This is a genomic window from Fictibacillus sp. S7 (genome assembly GCF_004127935.1).
Classification (GTDB): Bacteria; Bacillota; Bacilli; order Bacillales; family Fictibacillaceae; genus Fictibacillus_C; species Fictibacillus_C enclensis.
In genome coordinates this window covers 2,410,798-2,424,501 of sequence record NZ_QJKL01000001.1, presented here as the reverse complement: position 1 = coordinate 2,424,501, position 13,704 = coordinate 2,410,798, and the positions used below count along the sequence as shown (strand labels likewise).

16 protein-coding genes are annotated in these 13,704 nt (G+C 44.6%); 12 read left to right on the top strand and 4 right to left on the bottom strand.

Translation table 11 applies throughout. The features are described 5' to 3' along the window. The first annotated feature begins 105 nt into the window (after positions 1–105). From DMO16_RS12500 to abc-f, 7 genes are all read left to right on the top strand, one after another. Entirely contained in the window at positions 106–327 is a 222-nt protein-coding gene (locus DMO16_RS12500) for a spore germination protein (RefSeq protein ID WP_129477754.1), read from the top strand. 65 nt (positions 328–392) lie between these two features. Next, the gene (gerPC, locus tag DMO16_RS12495) at positions 393–1,034 is read left to right on the top strand and encodes a spore germination protein GerPC (RefSeq protein ID WP_129477752.1); all 642 of its coding nucleotides are present in this window, start codon (positions 393–395) and stop codon (positions 1,032–1,034) included. Next, entirely contained in the window at positions 1,009–1,188 is a 180-nt protein-coding gene (locus tag DMO16_RS12490; RefSeq protein WP_061974373.1) for a hypothetical protein, read from the top strand. The genes gerPC and DMO16_RS12490 overlap by 26 nt, the downstream gene beginning before the upstream one ends. 3 nt (positions 1,189–1,191) lie before the next feature. Then, on the top strand, positions 1,192–1,647 hold the full coding sequence (locus tag DMO16_RS12485; RefSeq protein ID WP_129477750.1) for a spore germination protein GerPE: 456 nt from the start codon (positions 1,192–1,194) through the stop codon (positions 1,645–1,647). Positions 1,648–1,649: 2 nt separating this feature from the next. Next, complete coding sequence (locus DMO16_RS12480) at positions 1,650–1,844, top strand: spore germination protein GerPB (protein ID WP_061974369.1); 195 nt, start codon at positions 1,650–1,652, stop codon at positions 1,842–1,844. 40 nt (positions 1,845–1,884) lie between these two features. Further along, on the top strand, positions 1,885–2,352 hold the full coding sequence (locus DMO16_RS12475; RefSeq protein ID WP_061974367.1) for an Hsp20/alpha crystallin family protein: 468 nt from the start codon (positions 1,885–1,887) through the stop codon (positions 2,350–2,352). Positions 2,353–2,594: 242 nt separating this feature from the next. Next, positions 2,595–4,247, top strand: coding sequence for a ribosomal protection-like ABC-F family protein (abc-f, locus tag DMO16_RS12470; protein ID WP_129477748.1), 1,653 nt, complete (start codon positions 2,595–2,597; stop codon positions 4,245–4,247). 38 nt (positions 4,248–4,285) lie between these two features. On the opposite strand, the gene DMO16_RS12465 is transcribed toward abc-f, so the two are convergent. Then, on the bottom strand, positions 4,286–4,471 hold the full coding sequence (locus DMO16_RS12465; protein WP_061974363.1) for a hypothetical protein: 186 nt from the start codon (positions 4,469–4,471) through the stop codon (positions 4,286–4,288). 116 nt (positions 4,472–4,587) lie between these two features. On the opposite strand from DMO16_RS12465, the gene DMO16_RS24300 reads away from it, so the two are divergent. Together DMO16_RS24300 and DMO16_RS12460 are read left to right on the top strand one after the other, a co-directional pair. Next, positions 4,588–4,755, top strand: coding sequence for a hypothetical protein (locus DMO16_RS24300; protein ID WP_156412591.1), 168 nt, complete (start codon positions 4,588–4,590; stop codon positions 4,753–4,755). A 163-nt stretch (positions 4,756–4,918) separates the two neighbouring features. After that, positions 4,919–5,698, top strand: a complete 780-nt coding sequence (locus DMO16_RS12460; protein ID WP_129477746.1) for a TIGR00266 family protein — start codon at positions 4,919–4,921, stop codon at positions 5,696–5,698. A gap of 54 nt (positions 5,699–5,752) precedes the next feature. On the opposite strand, the gene DMO16_RS12455 is transcribed toward DMO16_RS12460, so the two are convergent. Beyond that, positions 5,753–6,001 (bottom strand): hypothetical protein, encoded by a 249-nt coding sequence (locus tag DMO16_RS12455; protein ID WP_061974359.1) that lies wholly within the window; start codon positions 5,999–6,001, stop codon positions 5,753–5,755. Positions 6,002–6,193: 192 nt separating this feature from the next. Between DMO16_RS12455 and DMO16_RS12450 the strand changes: the two genes are divergently transcribed. Beyond that, a complete protein-coding gene (locus tag DMO16_RS12450; RefSeq protein WP_129477744.1) occupies positions 6,194–8,095 on the top strand; it encodes an ABC-F family ATP-binding cassette domain-containing protein in 1,902 nt (633 codons plus the stop codon). Positions 8,096–8,155: 60 nt separating this feature from the next. Here the strand turns inward: DMO16_RS12450 and DMO16_RS12445 are convergent, their stop codons facing one another. Further along, positions 8,156–8,464 (bottom strand): Mpo1-like protein, encoded by a 309-nt coding sequence (locus tag DMO16_RS12445; protein ID WP_129477742.1) that lies wholly within the window; start codon positions 8,462–8,464, stop codon positions 8,156–8,158. Between the two features lie 512 nt (positions 8,465–8,976). Between DMO16_RS12445 and DMO16_RS12440 the strand changes: the two genes are divergently transcribed. After that, entirely contained in the window at positions 8,977–11,397 is a 2,421-nt protein-coding gene (locus tag DMO16_RS12440) for an immune inhibitor A domain-containing protein (protein ID WP_425590036.1), read from the top strand. A 385-nt stretch (positions 11,398–11,782) separates the two neighbouring features. Then, on the top strand, positions 11,783–12,844 hold the full coding sequence (rsgA, locus tag DMO16_RS12435) for a ribosome small subunit-dependent GTPase A (RefSeq protein ID WP_129477738.1): 1,062 nt from the start codon (positions 11,783–11,785) through the stop codon (positions 12,842–12,844). A 36-nt stretch (positions 12,845–12,880) separates the two neighbouring features. On the opposite strand, the gene DMO16_RS12430 is transcribed toward rsgA, so the two are convergent. Continuing rightward, positions 12,881–13,648 (bottom strand): DUF3050 domain-containing protein, encoded by a 768-nt coding sequence (locus tag DMO16_RS12430; protein WP_061974347.1) that lies wholly within the window; start codon positions 13,646–13,648, stop codon positions 12,881–12,883. Positions 13,649–13,704: the final 56 nt, after the last annotated feature.

The following is a 13,704-nucleotide window of genomic DNA, read 5'->3' as shown; positions in this document are numbered from 1 at the left end:
TATCAATCTATGATGATGGCAGGAATTTGGTGTGTATAAGGAGGGTGAACACCTAAGAGAAAGCTACATATGCTATGAAGAGACGGTTACGGCAGGGGGGGTTGGATGCCTGGTATCGTAGGGAGTATCAACATTGCCTCAGTTTCAAGCAGTTCGATTGTCCATATTGGGGATGTTCAGGCCATCCAACCAATCAGCAACGCGAAGACGTTTGCGGGGGCCGGATCCTTTAATACGGGCGACAACATCAGAACCAATACGGGTTATAACCTGACAAACACGTATGATATGGACCAGGTTGACAATACCAACATCGGAAATTACTAGAAGTGAAGATTTAAAAAGCAAATTTGGGATAGGTCCGGCATAAAACATAGTAAGGAGATGATGTTATGTCGGACACCTACAATCAATACTACTATATACAGCAAATGCAGGGGCAGCTTCAATGCCTCCAGGATAAAGTGTGTGAATTGGAGAAGCAGATTGAAGACTTGACGAAGGATATGAAAAAGGTAAAAGACCAGCCGACCACACAAATCCAATATTCATTCGATCAGTTGAAAATTGAAAGGCTCGACGGAACCCTGAATATCGGGCTCAGTTCTGATGCGGATGGTAAAAATATCGTGGATGATTTTACCGTGGGAGGAGAATCCATCGCTGTCCCTAATAATGGCGGAAGCCCGCCGGGATCGTTGAGCTCGAGCCGGGAATATACTGAAATTATGCGGAACCTCGAAGAGTACCTGAACGTTGAAGCAGCGGATGACATTGCCAAGATTGAAGAAGAGCATGAACATAAATTGGAAGAGACCTATCATGAGTTAATCATCAATGATATCCGGACACAACTGCCGGGAAGGCTTGAACATTACATGCAAAAGTACCCGCCTCAAAACCAGGAAGGGCTGCTTCTTGTTGAAAACAAGGTAAAGGGCGATGTCTACAAAGGAATGGAGCATTTTATCCTGAGTTTAAAAAATAATAACATCGGAGGCGAAAACCATGAAATTCCAGGTGATCAATCATGATCTCTCAATCGGGGATCTTAAGATTGTGGGGGTAAGCATCTCTTCGCTTGTATTGGTAGGGGATGCCGGCCACATCGCGCTTGCGGCTGCCTTTGACACACCTCCTGAAACTCTGACGGTCGGAACCGCCCTTGTTCCTTTATCGGTCGTATAAAAAATGATTCCGCGTACATCGGAAGTGAACCACATCCATATTCGCTCGGTTTTATTTTCTTCCATCGTCAATGTGGGAGATACGGATGAACATACGGCGTTTTCAAGGGCAATTGCCATTCAAAAATACGAACCTGAATTTAATCCCACACTCAACAACCTGCTCGATTTTCCAAGGTATCAGATATTTACCATGGTACGCCCTCCAGCAATTCCACCAAAAGAGGTGGTCATGGAATCCTACCACGATCCAGCGTTCATTAAAGTGAACTCGATTGATATTTTTGGTATTTCCACCGCTGCTATGCTTCATATCGGCGGTATCCAGAACATCGATTTGGAATCAAGAGTAAAGCATGTCCGTGATTACCGGACGAATCCCGATCCCAAAAATTTGTCCATCGTTCCTTTTGAACCTGTATCACGAAATCACCGGGAACCAAAGGGAAGGGAGGAATAGCTGTGAATCTTTTTGTCAACCAAACGATTACCATTTATCAATTAAAGGTGCAGGGGATTCAGAATTCCTCTGTTATGCAGATTGGAAGCGCTGGTATGATTCGGCCGGTATCGAACCTGTATAACACCGGGGGCTATACAGGAGCAGCGCCGCCGCTCGCCGCCCTTCCGACAGTGGAACTTCCGGCTCCATCCTGATCTAAGTCATCAACCTTGCAAGAAAGGAGGGAATCACTCCGTGGACTCATGGAAACAGATGATGGAATGGAAGAAGTTCGCCGATCAGTATCTCGGGCAAAACTTCTTTTCGCCTTATGGGCAGCAGGATGAGGCACAAAGGAACCAGCCTGCCGAGCCTGCAGAGGAAAAAGGATTTCCGGCTGTTAATATTTACGAATCCGATAATGAGCTTTTGTGCATTGCAGCCATTCCGGGCTTGGAAAAAGCGGAAGACGTAGATGTTTATGTCGACGACAGAAGTGTTCATATAAAAGGAAAGACCAACCTTGTCGGGGGCAAGTACAGAATTGCCAAGCAGGAGTTTGGCTCCGGAAGTTTCAGCAGGGAAATTGAGCTGCCTTACAGAGTCCGTAGTGATGCCATTCAGGCAACGTATAAAAAAGGATTCTTATATCTCAGGCTCTATCGGCTGCCGGCTGACCGGCAAAAACCGAAAAAAGTAGACATCCGCCGGTTTGACGATTGATATTGACAAGATACCGGAGCGGCTCTAAACTAAAAGAGAAGTAAAATCTGGAAAGGAAAAGGTATATCGTCCAATGCGCAACTAACTCCTATTTAACATGAACTTTATCTTCTTTTTTGAAAATAAACTTCAGATAGGATTAGTTTGCCCATTTTTATACCCTTTTTCTTTTTGCGTGATCTGCAATGATCGGGTGTTTTTTGTGCAGCTAATTCCTCTCTGATTCTCAGGGAGGTTTTTTTATGCTTTTATTGGAAACAACAGATCTTGAAAAATCGTATCAGGACAAGCTGATTGTTCAGCTTAAGGAACGGCTGTTAATTCATAGCGGCGACCGGATCGGCGTGGTCGGACAAAACGGTGCAGGGAAATCCACACTGATGCATATGCTTGCCGGAGAAGAGGCGGCGGATAAAGGAGAAGTCCATGTTTACGGAAAAATTGCATCCGTATTTCAATTCGTCCGCGAAGCGGAGACACTGCCATCAGAAAAGGTACAGAAGAAGTGGGGCGTAAACCTTAAGGCGTATACATCCATGAGCGGAGGAGAAAAGACCCGCCTGTTCCTGGCGGCTGCACTTGAGAAGGAACCCGATTTGCTGTTTATGGATGAACCTACGAGCCACCTTGATCTTGATGGAATCCAGCAGTTGGAACAAGAACTGTCTTCTTTTAAGGGAGCCGTAGTCGTCATCTCTCATGACCGTGCGTTTCTTGATAAGGTATGTACAAAAATGATTGAAATTGCGGATACAGTTCCTTCGTTTTACACGGGTAATTTTTCGTCTTATCAAAAGCAGAAGGAGCATAATCTGACACGGCAGCAATTCGAGTATGAAGCCTATACAAAAGAAAAGCAGCGGCTGAAGGAAGCGGCAAGTGCAAAAACGCAAAAAGTGAAAAGGATGAAAAAAAAGCCGTCTCGGATGAGCGATAGCGAAGCAAAACTTGGAAAAGGCAAGGTGAAAAGCAAGCAGGCCGCCATGATGAAAAATGTAAAGGCCATGGAAAAGCGGATGGAGCAGCTGGAGAAAAAAGAGAAACCGAAGGAAATGGAAATCGTTCAGTTTGATATCGCAAAATTAAGCCCGGTACATGCGAGATTCGCGTTACAAGTAAAAGATATGGAGAAAACGGCTGGACAGAGGAAGTTGTTTCAAGAGGTTTCTTTTGCTGTAAAACCTGGAATGAAAGTGGCATTGACGGGGCCGAACGGGTGCGGAAAGACTACTATGATGAACATGATTCTTAAGGGGCATTCGTCCGTAACCGCCTCCCGGGCATTGAAGATCGGATATTTCCATCAAAATTTAGAGATTGTGGACGGAGAACGTTCTATTTTGGAAAATGTTTCGGAACAGAGTCCATACAGCAAGATGTTTATTCGGACGGTGCTTGCGCGGATGCTGTTTAAACGGGAAGATGTACACAAAAAAGTGAAGGTGCTGAGCGGAGGCGAACGAGTAAAAACAGCACTGGCCAAGATATTTCTCGGAGACTTTAACCTGCTTTTGCTGGACGAGCCAACCAACTATCTGGATATTTTTACGAGAGAGGCATTGGAGCATGTCTTGTCCGTTTTTCCGGGTACCATTTTGTTTGCTACCCACGACCGCCAACTGATGAACACCGTTGCGGATCATTTGTTGATATTCAGGGAGGGTAGATGTCTGTTTTTCAAAGGCAACTATGCTGCCTTTGAACAGCAACATGCAAAGGAAATCCAACAGGAACTATTTGCTGGACAGGAAGAGCTGTTAGCGCTGGAGCTTGAACGCGCAGATCTGATTGGAAGACTGTCCATGCCAGGAAAAGGCGATCAGAAAGAAGTGCTTGAGCTGCGGTATCAAGAGCTGCTGAAATCCATACAGCAGATCAAACAACACATGAACTGATTAAAAAAAAGCAGGGAGTCACGAGCTCCCTGCTTTTGCTATTTCTTGTCTTCTTCCTGCCGGATTGGCGGTTCTTCCTCTTCACCTATTTCGGTGGAATAGCTGATTTGATTCAAATCATACTCATGGGCCACTGTTCCCCCGGCCATCCCTTCATTGATCATCCGGTCGATGTCGAGGTAAAGCTTTTTCTTTCCTTCATAGTCGGTTTCTTTTTCTGACATCTCATAACCCTCCTTTTTACGTAGTCTGTCCCAAATCTATCCGTAAATATAAGCTTAAGAACAAAGTAAAGCGGGTAATAGAGAATATTATCTGTAATTTTGAGGAGGAGCATCACATGGCAGACTACAGCCAGGTTGTGGAAAAGTACTTTTTTATCATCAGGAAGAAACACTTACAGGGCGGTTTAAATATAAATGAGTACAACAAAAAGGTAGAACTCATCAATTTGTGGTTTATTCGGCACACCTTGCGTTCCGGGCTGACAAAAAAAGAAGTACAATAAACATTCAAATAGATCCAATGTGATGAACTTCCGAAAAAATTTCGGAAGTTTTTTTATAAAAAGGAATATCCATGAAAAAAGCCGTATTCTTATTATTGAAACCTTTGGCAGCATGGATGCGTAAAAGGAGTAGTGATTTTTAATAGTTTAGGAGGAAGAAAAGATGAATAACCATGAAATTGATTATAAAATTTATGGGGATGACATGCAGTTTGTTGAAGTGGAGCTGGATCCCAGTGAAACGGTTGTAGCTGAAGCAGGTGCCTTGATGATGATGGAGGATGGCATCAGCATGGAAACCATCTTCGGAGACGGCTCTTCCCAAGGATCGGGTTTGATGGGCAAGTTATTCAATGCCGGAAAGCGCATGCTGACAGGTGAAAGCCTGTTTATGACGACCTTTACAAACGATGGATCAGGAAAAAAACACGTTTCCTTTGCTTCTCCTTATCCCGGAAAGATTATTCCAATGGATTTGAGTGAGTATGACGGAAAAGTTGTTTGTCAAAAGGATGCCTTTTTGGCCGCTGCGAAAGGGGTATCTGTCGGCATAGAACTGCAGCGAAAGCTGGGAACCGGTTTTTTCGGCGGTGAAGGATTCATCATGCAAAAGCTTGAAGGAGACGGGATGGCCTTTGTTCACGCAGGCGGTACCATTCATGAAAAAACACTGCAGCCGGGAGAAGTGCTTCGTGTGGATACCGGGTGTCTCGTTGCCATGACAAGAGACGTCGACTACAGCATCGAAATGGTGAAGGGAGTCAAAACGGCATTGTTTGGCGGTGAAGGATTGTTCTTTGCGACACTTCGCGGTCCGGGAGCAGTCTGGATCCAATCCCTGCCGTTTAGCAGGCTGGCAAGCAGGGTCTTTGCTGCCATTCCTCAATCCAAGGATGAGGGAAGTATAGCGAAAGGGCTTTTTAACCTCTTTGATGGAGATTGATTGAAAGATAAACAAAAAAGGATGGCGCCACGGGCGCGATCCTTTTTTTGCGGGTTATGTACGTTCTTCCTCTGTTCGGTAACGGTTGATTTCATGATTGGATTGAAGCTGGATCAGCCGTTCCAGCTGCTCGTTTCTCAAGCGGTCGGCTTCCAATTTCCGTTTCATAAAGCCCATGGCCTTAAATAAAAAGATGATGGTTAAAACGACGATAAAAATTGTTACGATAAAGGACAGTAAACCAAAGATGCCCATTAACGCACCAATGGCATCCAACGGACCACTGGGCTGCATAGGATCCATCTCAACATTCCCCCTTTTTAGCTTCCATAGTTACATAGCCTTATCTACCTTTGTCTAAACCATTTATTGAATAGGGACCATTTAACCTTTATTATCATAACAGACCCCACTTTTTAAATCACGATCGTACGGGTTGTTCAGCAATTTTTGTTACAATAAAAGAAGATAACTATAGATCTGAGGTAGGAGCAAATGAGTTTATTATCGGTTGAACAACTTTCAAAAAGTTACGGAGATAAAACCCTGTTTCAGGATATTTCCTTTACAATCAGTGAAAAGCAGCGGATCGGCATCATAGGTGTCAATGGAACCGGCAAGTCAACTTTGCTTAAAATAATTGCGGGATTGGAATCGGCGGACACAGGAGAAATCATTCACGCCAATGATTTTCACATCGAATACCTTTCCCAGACTCCTTATTTCGAAGAAGGTGTAACGGTTCTCGAGGCTGTATTTTACGGGAATTCTCCCCTTATGCAGCTGTTGCGCGAATATGAAAGAGCGATCAGCAGCCTTGAAGCAGATCCACAGAATGAAAAGCTTCAGAACAAGCTGTTTTCCCTTCAGCAGAAAATGGATGCCATGGATGCATGGGATACGAATACAACCGCAAAAACAGTGCTCAACCGGCTCGGCATCACAATGCTCGAACAGCAAGTGAGCATGCTTTCAGGCGGACAGCAAAAACGAGTGGCTATTGCCCGTGCTCTCATCCAGCCAGCTGATCTCCTCATACTGGATGAGCCGACCAACCATATTGATAATGAAACGGTGGAATGGCTTGAAGATTTTCTTGCCAAATACAGAGGCGCCCTCCTGATGGTGACACATGACCGTTACTTTTTAAACCGTGTAACGAACCGTATGATTGAGCTTGAGGCCGGAAATCTGTATACGTATGAAGGAAACTACGAAATGTTTCTGGATAAGAAGGCAGAGCGCGAAGAGCGCGAAGCGTCATCCGAACAAAAACGTCAAAATCTGCTTCGCCGGGAGCTGGCCTGGCTTCGACGGGGAGCCAAAGCCCGCACAACCAAGCAGAAGGCAAGAGTTCAGCGTGCAGAAGCATTAAAGGAACAATCGGGTCCAGCCCAAAAAGGGCAAATGGAGGTCGCGATTGGTTCTGCGAGGCTCGGCAAGAAGGTGATTGAGATTGAGGAGATATCCAAGTCGTTTAACGGAAAGGTATTGTTCAGAGATTTCAGTTACTTGGTTATGCCGGATGACAGGCTGGGCATCATCGGTAAAAACGGAAGCGGTAAAACCACGCTTTTAAATATCCTTGCCGGCAAAATGACTCCGGATACCGGGCAGGTGGAAACAGGCCCGACTGTTAAACTGGGCTTCTACACCCAAAATCATGAAGAAATGGATGAGAACCTGCGGGTCATCGAGTATATACGCGAAGCGGCAGAGGTCATTTATACGAAAGACGGCCAGCCCATCACAGCATCGCAAATGCTGGAACGGTTCCTTTTCTCTCCAAGTGCGCAATGGACATATATTTCAAGACTTTCAGGAGGGGAAAGGAGGCGTCTGTATCTGTTGCGGGTATTGATGGATGAACCGAATGTCCTCTTCCTGGATGAGCCGACAAACGATCTGGATATTGAAACACTATCGGTTCTGGAAGATTACCTGGAGCATTTTCCGGGAGCAGTCATCACGGTATCCCATGACCGGTATTTCCTTGACCGCACGATGGAACACCTTTTTGCCCTTGAAGGAAATGGCAGTGTGGAGCGGTTTGATGGTGATTACTCGGAATACCTGGAGCAAAAAAGAAAAGATGAAGAACAGATAGCAGCTTCGAAAACAGCTGCTTCTCCTGAAGATTGGAAACCGAAAAAAGAAAAAGCCCGCCGCCTTTCCTATAAGGAACAAAAGGAATGGGAGACCATTGAGGACACCATTGCAGAATTGGAAGAAAAGCATCAAGAAATAGAGTCCCAGATTGCTGCAGCCGGAAGTGATTTTGGCAAGATCGATGGCTTGTTCCGTGAACAGCAGGAAGTTGCAGCCCGGCTTGAAGCGGCGATGAACCGCTGGGAAGAGCTTTCTGTGCTCGTGGAAGAGATTGAAAAAAATAAATAAAAAAAGGAAGAATGAAAACCGCACTTTTGTAATGGGACCTCCAAAGTCTGGAGGCGGCTGTTACAGGTGCGGTTTTTCTATTTTTTCTTTTTTGAATGCCTTCCCTGTAAGGATGTTCCTGACATACCAGACAGGACCGACAAGAAGGTAGACCGGATTTTTAAGAAACGAAGGTTTTTTTCCTTCAACAAGGTGCCCGATAAATTGAAGGATCCACCCAACGATAAATAAGGCCAGCGCAAGTTTCCATCGCCAGAAAAAGAGAGGCAGCGAAACAACGATCAGCGGTATGCCGATCGAATGGGTCAGTTTGTTTATGGGATGCTGATGATCCTCTTTATACTTTTCAATGAAAGATTGATTGGCCATCTTTTATTCCTCCTTATGAGAACCCTATTCGTGTTTTTGGGTGTCCATTCCTTCTATCTCCGGCATGAAAATATGGAATCCATACAGCATGGACAGTTGTATTTTTTTAATAGTATAAATATTCTAATAATAGTAGCATAGTCCCGTTTCAAAAGGCTCTTGTTATGATATTTTTAGTAAGCAACCATTTACAGTAGTTTACAGAAAGGTGGGATAAGGCCATATTTTCTCTGCGATAAATAGACCATTTGCCCGTTCTTCACTTTATAGTTAAAAGAGAGGGCAGAGGCGAGATAAGCAGATTGGCATAAATAGTAAGCTTGAATCAATTGGTCAAAACGTACGCTGTTTTGTCATTTTTCAGGTTTGTATAGGTCTTAAGGATCAAAATGATTTATGAAAAAATTGCTATTTTAGTAAATTAGTATAATCCTCTTTAGCTTAGTATTATGATACCTTTAAAAAGAAAGTATACAGAAAATTCATGCTGTTCAAAAACAGGAGGGGTTACATTGGGAAATTGGTCAAAAAAATTGGGCTCAACGCTCTTGATTGGAGGACTCTCTTTGAGTCTGTTGTCACCATCGGCGTTTGCCAGCGATGTACAGCCGTCTAAAGGGAAAACGTCTGAGTTTGCACCAATAGACATGAACGTTGTCGATCAGGACCGACTGGCAAAGGCGTTGAAAGATCGTGGGCTGATCGCCAAGAGTGCATCAAAAGCGGCTACAGCCAAGGCAGTACAGAAGTACATAGAACGTAAAAATGAAAAAACAGGCGGAACCGAAAACGTCGCTGCTTCATCTTCATCGAGCAAGAAGAGTTTCGACCAAAAAACAAAGGCTTTCCTCAACAAGCAAAAGGAGCAGTTGTCCAAGAAGTTGAACAACAGCCATGCTCAGTTGAAAAAAGGCGGATCGTCTGACGGTTTTGTCAAAGTTAAACCGGCAAAAGGAAAAAAATATAACGGTCCTGTAAGAAAGGACAAAGTGCTTGTGCTTTTGGCAGAGTACTCAGATTTCAAACACAATAATATTGAGCAGGAACCAGGCTATATGTGGTCTGATGACTTCAACCAACAGCATTATCAGCAAATGCTTTTCGGGGACAAGCCATTTAAACTATTTGACGGCTCAAAGGTAGAAACCTTCAAACAGTACTATGAAGAGCAGTCAGGTGGAAGCTACACTGTAGAAGGAACGGTTTCTCCATGGCTTACGGTTCCAGGTAAAGCCGCAGACTATGGTGATGATTCACCAGACGGCGGAAATGACAATCAGGCACCGATTGGACCACGTGATTTTATCAAGGATTCCTTGAATGCTGCGGTTAAAGCAGGTATTAATCTAAAAGACTATGATAATCTTGATATTTATGATCTTGATGGTGATGGCAACATTAACGAGCCGGACGGATTGGTTGACCATTTGATGGTCATCCATGCAGGTGTTGGACAGGAAGCCGGCGGAGGAGCGCTTGGAGACGATGCGATCTGGTCACACCGCTGGAATCTAGGCGGTGTGTATCCAATCCCAGGTACGAAATCTAATTCAGAACGCTGGAACGGACAGATGGCGGCCTTCGACTACACAGTTGAGCCTGAAGATGGAGCTGTTGGTGTATTTGCCCATGAATTTGGCCATGACCTAGGGTTGCCGGATGAGTATGACACTCAATATACAGATGATGGTGAGCCGGTTGCTTCATGGTCCATCATGAGCGGCGGAAGCTGGAACGGGGAAATTGCAGGAACAACACCTACAAGCTTCTCACCACAAAACAAGGATTTCTTCCAAAAAACAATTGGAGGAAACTGGGCCAACATTCAGGAAGTAGATTACAAGAACATTAACAAGCTCGGTCTTCTAACTACCATTGACCAGTCTGTTACAAAGTCCAAAAATCCAGGAATTGTGAAAGTAAACCTTCCTGATAAAAAGGTACAGGGACTTAAACCTGCATTTGGTCAGAAATACTATTACAGTGAAAAAGGCGATGATTTGAATACAACAATGACAACGCCTGAGTTTGATCTTACCAATGCAAAATCTGCAAAGTTTAATTTTAAAGCAAACTACGAGGTTGAGTATGGTTATGACTATATGACTGTAAAAGCAGTAACAAACAGTGGATCTGAAAAGGTTATTGATGTCATTGGTGATGAAAATACAGACAAAAGCGGCTCTGAAACATCAAAAGGTGAGTGGGTCGACAAGGATTATGATCTTTCTGAATTTGCCGGCCAAAAAGTGAAACTCGTCTTTAACTATGTTACAGACGGCGGATTGGCATTGAACGGATTTGCCATGGACAACCTTTCATTAACGGTTGATGGCAATGTAGTCTTTACTGATGATGCTGAAGGCACTCCTAAATTGACGTTTGCTGGCGGAGCGAAAGCAACCGATGGTATTGACTTTAAGAAAAACAACTACTACCTTGAGTGGAGAAATTATGCTGGTGCGGATAAAGCGCTTGAATTTGCCCGCGGTGTAAAATACAACACAGGTATGATGGTATGGTATGCAGATGACAGCTATTCCGATAACTGGACTGGCCCTCATCCAGGCTATGGATTCCTTGGAGTGGTAGATTCACACCCTAAGGCAATCGTTGGTACGCTTAACGGCAAGCCAACCATTGAAAATTCCACTCGCTACCAAGTTGCAGATGCTGCCTTCTCCTTTGACAAGGCTCCATCCTGGTACATCAACTCTCCATCCCGCGGTATCTTTGACTACAAAGGGCTAAAAGGTGTAAGAACGTTTGATGACTCCAGACAGTATATCGACTGGACGGACTACAACGGTGCTGAAGAAGATGGTGTCATTGCTGATGCAGGACGCATCCTTCCGAACCTTGGATTACAGTTCCATGTACTTGGTGAAGCAAGTGACAACTCTGCCGGTACCATCTGGATCCGCAAAAGATAATGATTAAAGAAACCTGAGTGGCTTTGGCCATTCAGGTTTTTTTTGAATCTTTTGAATAACATGTTTACAAATCCTGCATACTTATACTATAGTTAAGAAATTAAAGAGTCTTTAAGGAGGTATGTTTTATGAACATCGCTATTGTATCTGCCATCATTGTTGTTAATTTCATATCACAGCCCTCCGGTAAACTGGACCTTAAGTTTTTTTGATGCAACGTTTGTGTAACTTTCAATGGTTAAGTGTAGATTCCCGTGGGCTGTGTAATATGCTCACGGGTTTTTATTTTGTATGGAAGGCTGTTGTTTAAGCGGCTTCTTACAGACCGGTGACACGGTCTTTTTTTTTCTGCAAAAAAACAACTTATCCCATTGGAGGAATCACATTGAATTTAAAACAATTAGGCTGGGAATCTTTTTTCGAACATCATTTTACCGATTATGATCAAGAACAATTCACGGTGGGAAGAGTGGCTCTCGAGCATAAGAGAATGTACCGCTTGTTTACCGAGCATGGTGAACTTCTTGCCGAAGTCACAGGAAAGCTTCGTCATTTGGCAACGCAACGCCAGGATTATCCTGCGGTTGGGGACTGGGTCGTGATCTCAGCAAGACCAGAGGAACAGAAAGCATCCATTCACGCCATTTTGCCACGAAAAAGCAAGTTTTCAAGAAAGGCTGCGGGAGTCACGACTGAAGAACAAATTGTGGCAGCCAACATTGACACGGTTTTCCTTGTCAATGCTCTGAACACCGACTTTAACCTCCGCAGAATGGAGCGCTATTTGCTCATGGCCTGGGAGAGCGGGGCAAATCCGGTGATTGTTCTGAGCAAGTCTGATCTTTGTGAGGATGTTTCACGAAAGATAATGGAAGTGGAGAGCATCGCGATGGGAGTGCCAGTCCATGCGATCAGTGCCGAAAATGGAGAAGGGCTGGACCAGCTGTCTTCGTATCTCGAATGGGGTCAAACGGTGGCGCTGCTTGGTTCCTCTGGAGCGGGAAAGTCTACTTTAACGAATGCACTTTTTGGTGAAAAGAAACAGGAAGTGAAAACCATCCGGGAAGATGATGACAAAGGCCGCCATACCACGACCCATCGGGAGCTGGTATTGCTTCATGATGGAGGAGTAGTTGTTGATACTCCTGGAATGAGGGAGCTTCAGCTATGGGAAGCGGATGAAGGGGTAAGCCAGAGCTTTTCGGATGTAGAAGCATTTGCCGGTCGCTGCCGGTTCAGAGATTGCAGGCACACAACAGAGCCAGGATGTGCTGTGCAGGCCGCCATTTCAGATGGTACATTGGATCAAGAACGTTATAACAGCTACGTTAAGCTGCAAAAAGAGCTGGCGTTCCTCACCAGAAAAGAGGATCAGCGTGCCGCGCTGGCGGAAAAAAATAAATGGAAAAGAATCAGCGGGGACCGCACACGTGTGAACCGCAAATAATAAGAAACGCAGCCGGGATTCTCCGGCTGCGTCTTTTTAAGCCTGAACGTCTTTTATTTCTTCTAACACGCCATCCCAAAGCTTGATGCGCATTTTTAGAGATTGGATAGCAGCCTGCTTTGCCTGCTGCAGCTTTTCCGGGTCATCAGCGCAAAGCGAAAGCAGCAGTTTTTCCGCAAGCGGGCCATGCTCATCCCCATCCAACTCAATGTGGCGGTTCAGATAATACTTTAATGTTTTTGCGTCCACTCCATGTGAGGAAACTTCATCAACAAGCACCTGAAACATGTCGGGAATCAAGTCTTCTCTTCCAAAAAAGAAAGCCGCGGCTACCTCATGTACTTCTCCATGCTGGGCAAGCTTTAGACTTTGATGTGTAAAAGCAGCAGCGCTTCTTGGAATTTCATCCGACTCAAGCGCAAGAAGCGGGTCTTCTCCTTCTTTTATCCTTGTAAGATAAGTCACAATGGGATTTGTATCTGCTTTTACCTCTTTCATTCCTTTCAAATAAAGCTCAAAGTGGCTGATAAATCCGCCTTCCCCATCTTCATCCGTTTCTTCCCCGAGTACAATTTCATTAATGAACCGGGCATATTCAGGGTGAGGTGCCGGCATCCATGGCAAGGACACACATGTAAGTTTAATTTGGAGCTTTTTTAAAAGACTCATAAAATCCCACACAGCAAAAACATGGTGCTTCATCAGGATTTTCACTCGTTCGGCATTGGTCAGCTGTTTGTAGAGAGGATGTTGAATCAGTTCCTCACGCACTTCTGTCAGGTCATTAAATACGTGGTGTTCCATAGTAAGTAAGCATTCCTTTCTTCGGTGTTTGATGATTTGCCAGAATGGTAATGGTT

Coding starts and splice junctions, on each gene's coding strand:
- DMO16_RS12500 (WP_129477754.1), top strand. CDS start 106: ATGCCTGGTATCGTAGGGAGTATCAACATTGCCTCAGTTTCAAGCAGT.
- gerPC (WP_129477752.1), top strand. CDS start 393: ATGTCGGACACCTACAATCAATACTACTATATACAGCAAATGCAGGGG.
- DMO16_RS12490 (WP_061974373.1), top strand. CDS start 1,009: ATGAAATTCCAGGTGATCAATCATGATCTCTCAATCGGGGATCTTAAG.
- DMO16_RS12485 (WP_129477750.1), top strand. CDS start 1,192: ATGATTCCGCGTACATCGGAAGTGAACCACATCCATATTCGCTCGGTT.
- abc-f (WP_129477748.1), top strand. CDS start 2,595: ATGCTTTTATTGGAAACAACAGATCTTGAAAAATCGTATCAGGACAAG.
- DMO16_RS12465 (WP_061974363.1), bottom strand. CDS start 4,471: ATGTCAGAAAAAGAAACCGACTATGAAGGAAAGAAAAAGCTTTACCTC.
- DMO16_RS24300 (WP_156412591.1), top strand. CDS start 4,588: ATGGCAGACTACAGCCAGGTTGTGGAAAAGTACTTTTTTATCATCAGG.
- DMO16_RS12460 (WP_129477746.1), top strand. CDS start 4,919: ATGAATAACCATGAAATTGATTATAAAATTTATGGGGATGACATGCAG.
- DMO16_RS12455 (WP_061974359.1), bottom strand. CDS start 6,001: ATGGATCCTATGCAGCCCAGTGGTCCGTTGGATGCCATTGGTGCGTTA.
- DMO16_RS12450 (WP_129477744.1), top strand. CDS start 6,194: ATGAGTTTATTATCGGTTGAACAACTTTCAAAAAGTTACGGAGATAAA.
- DMO16_RS12445 (WP_129477742.1), bottom strand. CDS start 8,464: ATGGCCAATCAATCTTTCATTGAAAAGTATAAAGAGGATCATCAGCAT.
- DMO16_RS12430 (WP_061974347.1), bottom strand. CDS start 13,648: ATGGAACACCACGTATTTAATGACCTGACAGAAGTGCGTGAGGAACTG.